Source organism: Nocardia sp. NPDC004722 (genome assembly GCF_053601505.1).
Window position 1 is genome coordinate 1 of record NZ_JBSGBY010000663.1, and the last position, 4,449, is coordinate 4,449.

Annotated in this window: 3 protein-coding genes; all 3 read right to left on the bottom strand. The window is 63.6% G+C overall.

What is annotated here, in order from left to right; translation table 11 throughout:
• The coding region (locus ACWELQ_RS39240; protein ID WP_452402071.1) for an ATP-binding protein at positions 1–2,351 on the bottom strand (2,351 nt) is incomplete at its 3' end.
• A gap of 8 nt (positions 2,352–2,359) precedes the next feature.
• Entirely contained in the window at positions 2,360–2,953 is a 594-nt protein-coding gene (locus ACWELQ_RS39245) for a DUF4194 domain-containing protein (RefSeq protein WP_452402072.1), read from the bottom strand.
• Positions 2,950–4,404: a DUF3375 domain-containing protein gene (locus ACWELQ_RS39250; RefSeq protein ID WP_452402073.1), complete on the bottom strand. Its 1,455-nt coding sequence runs from the start codon at positions 4,402–4,404 to the stop codon at positions 2,950–2,952. The genes ACWELQ_RS39245 and ACWELQ_RS39250 overlap by 4 nt, the downstream gene beginning before the upstream one ends.
• Positions 4,405–4,449 lie beyond the last annotated feature (45 nt).

Below are 4,449 nucleotides of genomic sequence, written 5' to 3' on the forward strand. Positions count from 1 at the left end.
CTGAGCGCATCAACACAGGCCTGGACGGTATCGGCCAGGTAGGCTGCCGCGGCATCGGCGAGCGCGGCGAACAAGCCGCGTGCCGAGGCGCAATCGGGTTGCAGCAGTTGGGCTTCCACTGTCGTGAGACTTGCCTGTGCATCGCGGATCCGCTGCTCGGCGATGGCGATGTCGCCGTCGAGCTTTCTCGTTCGCGCATCGGCCCTTTTCAGGTCCGCATCCACCTTTTCGAGCTTCGCCGCGATTGCCTGGAGTGCCCCCGACGAGCGTTCAATCTCTTCTTTCTCTCGCTCGAGTTCCGCGATCGCGTGAACTCTTGCGGCCCAGTCCAGTTCGTCGAAACTGTGGAACTCGGCGAGCTTCGTCAATGCCTTGGCCTGGACGGTCAGCTCCTCGAGCTGTTTTCCTGCGATCCGCTGCTTGCCGTCGAGGTCATTGAGCACGCCGGTCAGTCGCCGCGCCTCCGCGAGCAGTGTTTCGATCTTGTTCTGATTGCTCCAGCCGAGCACGTAGTTGCGGCGGTCATCGATCCGGTGCCGGTCGTCCTTTTCATGTCGTCCGCGGCCGCCCTTCACCTGTCCGCTCATGGTGAGTGCGGTCCTGGCGCGCCGGAATTCGGTCATCGACGTGACGCATTCGTAGTCGGCGCGAAACCGCAGCTCCCGATCGAGCCAGTCGCTGAAAGGTGACTGCTTGATCTCCAATTTCGTGTAGAGCGCCCGGGCTGCGACCTCGACAATGCGTTCCGGGGCCGGAGATGTCGCCACTCGGAAGTAGACGATCCGCCCGCCGAGATGGTTGCCATCGATCCAATCCGATACGGCCGCATAGTGTTCGGAGGCGACCAGCAATGCCAACCCGAATCCGTGCAGTACCCGCTCGGCAGCTCCCTCCCACGCGCTTTCCTCGCTACGCACCCCGATCAGCTCGCCCACGTAGGGCAGGTCTGTTTCGGCGAGTCCGACAGCAGCGCACAATCGTCGCCGGAGTTCCAGTTGTTGAGCGGGGATATTGCTGCGACGGTCGCGCAGGCTGAGGAGTTCCTGCTTGACGATGTCAGCTTCGGTCTCAGCGTCGCGCTTATCGAATGCCAGCTGGTTGAGCACATTCTGCTGTTTCGCGGCCGCCTCGTCCACGGACGCGGTCCGTTCACCGATCTCGCGCATTCGCGTGCTGAACTGCATCGCGTCCGTGACCGGGCGCAGTCCAGCCGCATCGAGGAGCTCGCCGAATCGGGTCGCCCGGGTCTGTCGTGCGTCTCGTTCGCCCGCCAACCGGCCCAGATCTTTCTCGATTTCGCTGAGCCGGTTGCCGCCATGACCGGCGCGTTCCAGTTCGAGGTCGCGCTGTCGGGCGCGTAGATCGTTCACCGCGGTGCCCGCGCGATCGCGGTCGTTCCGCATTGCGAGCACGTCGATGCCGAGCTGCTCGATCGTCTCGGTCAGGAGGTGCTGTTTCCGGTCGGCGTAGAAATACGGCAGGGCGTCGCGGCGGGCTGTGAGGTCTTCGATTTCCAGCGAGAATCGACGGTACTGGGCGCAATCTTCCAGCAGGGGATCCAGCAGCGCGAGTTGCTCGCGCGCCTTGACCACGGCGTCGTGCGCCTCGGTCAGATCCTCGAAATGCGTGACCACGTCACGGATCACGCCCTCGGCATCGAACGGTTCGAGCATGTGGTTGCGTACGAAGTCGTTCAGATTGCCCACCGACTTCATGGACACGGTTTGATGGAACAGTTCCATCGCTTGCTCGGACTCGATTCCGAGCCGCCGCCGGAAATCCTTTCCGTACGAGGGGAATCCGTCGTGGACAGTTGCGCCCGCCTTGCGTAGGCGCCGCTTCAGCACGGCGATGTCACCGCCGAAATCGGTGAAGTCCTCCGCCACGGTCAGTGCCGAGTCCGCGGTCACATAGAACCTGTCCGGCTGACCGGCCGAACTCTGATCGCGAAACCAGAAGAACTGGGCGAGAGTGACTTTCGAGCCGAAGCTGCTGTTCTCGAAGACCGCGAGCAGCACCGTGAACTTGTCGCTCTTCCGCAGCCCGACCGACTGGCTGGTGCCGGTGGTCTCGTTGCGCTCGGATTTGTAGTGTCCCAGGACATACGAGCGCAGATCTCGCTCGCGGGTTTCCGCGCCGGCCGCCTTGTTGTACGAGATCCGGTTCGCGGGCAGCAGCAGCGTAGTGAGTGCGTCGACAATGGTGGACTTTCCCGATCCGATATCACCGGTGAGCAATCCATTGCGGCTGCCCGGGACAAACGACCACACTCGCTCGTCGAACGTTCCCCAGTTCAGGATCTCGAGCCGAGCCAGCCGGAAACCCGGTGTGGCGCCGTCGAGATCGATCACCTCCGTCGTCATGACTCGTCCCCTCCCGCCAAGGTCGCCGCGTACTCGGCGAGCCGCTGATCGAACTCCGACAGCCACTGTCCGTCCACGAACGCCTTGAGAATGCGGCGCACCTCGTACAGGTTCTGATCGCCGAGCTGGCGCAGGAATCCGAGTTCCTTCACCTTGGTGATATGTGTATCGATCTGCTCTACCAGACGCGCTTCATTGCTGCTCTCGGGCAGGAACATGCGCACCATTTCCACGATCTGCTCGCGGCTGAGCACCACCTTCGCCGCCCCGTCCTTGGCATCGTGCTCGGCGAGCCGTTTGCGTAGCAGCGCGAGCAGCAGGCTGACGTGAAAGGACAGCGCACGGCGGGGGATCAGGCGCGGAATGGCGGGTCCGTCCGGCTCGCCGATATCCGGTCGGGATCGGAGGAACGCGTAGCCTTCGGCCTCGTCGATGACCGCGGTCAGCCCGATCACCGCCACGTAGTCGCGCACCTGAGCGCGCAGGGCCAACAACTGACGCCACTGCTTGTCGTGGGTGTCGCGATACAGGACGCCTTTGAGCAGGTGCGTGACCACCTGCGACAGATCCGACTCGACCGGGGCGGTCATGCGAGCTCCTTATCGATGCCCTTGCGCACGAAGGTGATTCGCGGTATCACACCGCTGCGGTGGGCGTCGTCCGCGTCCAACCAGTGCACTCTGTCCCGCTGTCCTTCGTCGAAATCGACGGTGAAATCCGGGTCGCTGAGCGAGAGGTAGGTAACCAGCTCGGCCAAGCCCTGTTCGAGCGGATGGTCCCGCAGCAGCGTCGGCAACGTGATCTGGGCGCGATGCCGCAACGCGCTGCGAACTGATTCGATCAGTCGCGTCGGGTCCACGAACACCTGCTGGAAAAGCAGGTCCGCATCGACTTCCTCATCGGCCTCGGTGATTCCAGTCGTCACCAGCGGGGCCTTATCGGCCACTCGATAGAGTGGTCGTTCCATCGGCAGGCCCAACTCCGCGGCGGTCGCGTCCAGCTCGACGCTGATCTCTGGATCACGAATCTCCCTGACCCGCAAAGCATTCGCCTCGATACTGCGCAGAATGTCCATGACCCGCCGGTTCTCCAGCCATACCTGATCGTCGAGGAAGCGGCGCAGCTGCTCCGACAGCAGCCGCACCGTGGCCTGGGTGCGTCCGCCGGCGTCGAGCCAATCGTGATGAATGCGCCGCATGTGCGGATCCGGTTCCCCGATGGCGGCCAGCTCCTGCACCTTGGCCAGCAGATCGGTGAACTCCGACTGCTTCTCGTACGAGAGCAGAAAGTCGTAGAACGCCTGAAAACTGCGCCCCTGATCGGATTCCGCGATCGCGTCCCGGCTGCCGAGCATGTCGTCGAGCAGCCCGGCCTTCGATCCATCCCAGGTCGCGATCCGCTCCCGCAGCTCCCGATCCAACTGTCGAAAATTGGCCTCCACCTCACGGAAATCGGCGAGCAACTCCCGCGCCGTCGCCGTGAACTGCTGATAGCGATCCCGCAACGCCACATCGTCGAGCGGCGCGAACCGCCCCTCCCGCACCCGCTCGATCTCGGTGTCGATCGCGTCCCGCCGCCGTCGCAATTCCGCCAACCGCACCTGTGGATCGGTCTCCGCGCCGAATGCCATCTGCCGCAACAACTCGAACACCGTGTTCAACCGCGACTCGGTCCCGACAAAGGACCGGTCGGCCAAACCTTGCACCCAGGTGAGCGCCTTCTCCACCGCAGGTGTCGCATCGAAATGCACCTCATCGGAACCCGGCGGGTAGTACTTGCGCAGCCAACCCGCCTCGGGCGCAGCCCAATCGTTCAGATACGCCTTGGCCGATTTGGGGAATGTCCCCTCACCCATCCGCTCGTTGAGCGCGTACAGCACGTCATCGAGCCGATCGGCCAACTCTTCCGCGGCCATCGACCGTGCGTTCTCCTCGACGAACACCGTGCCGAGGAACGACAGCACCAGCGGTGCGTTGTCGGCCCGCAGCAGTCGCCAGGCGGGGTGATGCCTGCGCAGGGATTCCAGGTGCTCGAACTGCATGGTGGGCCTTCGGCGAAGATGAGCGGACGGGGTGAATGCTATTCC

Coding starts and splice junctions, on each gene's coding strand:
- ACWELQ_RS39245 (WP_452402072.1), bottom strand. CDS start 2,953: ATGACCGCCCCGGTCGAGTCGGATCTGTCGCAGGTGGTCACGCACCTG.
- ACWELQ_RS39250 (WP_452402073.1), bottom strand. CDS start 4,404: ATGCAGTTCGAGCACCTGGAATCCCTGCGCAGGCATCACCCCGCCTGG.